Origin of the sequence: Klebsiella sp. K47 (assembly GCF_051858335.1) — a bacterium.
Taxonomy (GTDB): Bacteria; Pseudomonadota; Gammaproteobacteria; order Enterobacterales; family Enterobacteriaceae; genus Klebsiella; species Klebsiella pneumoniae.
Genome location: NZ_JBPYUI010000382.1, coordinates 1 through 226, shown reverse-complemented (window position 1 = coordinate 226; position 226 = coordinate 1). Strand labels below are relative to the sequence as shown.

1 protein-coding gene is annotated in these 226 nt (G+C 63.3%); it reads left to right on the top strand.

Features of this window, described 5'->3' with window-relative positions; translation table 11 throughout:
- Positions 1–226 (top strand): hypothetical protein (locus RRF55_RS28475; RefSeq protein WP_439419367.1); only part of this gene is annotated, 226 nt, incomplete at both ends.

The following is a 226-nucleotide window of genomic DNA, read 5'->3' as shown; positions in this document are numbered from 1 at the left end:
AACGACCTGCGTTTCGCCGTGGTCCTGACGATGGTGGCCGGTGCGGTCATCTCCATCCTCTACATTTCCTCCAGCCGGCACAGGGCGGCGTATGCCGCATACGCGGTGCTGGTTTCGGCGACCTTCCCCGAGCTGGTGGGGGTGCTCTTCCACGATCCGGACATCGTCCCGGACAAAATCCGACCGACCCTGCTGGTCTGGGCCGGTATGACCATCATGGTGGAGT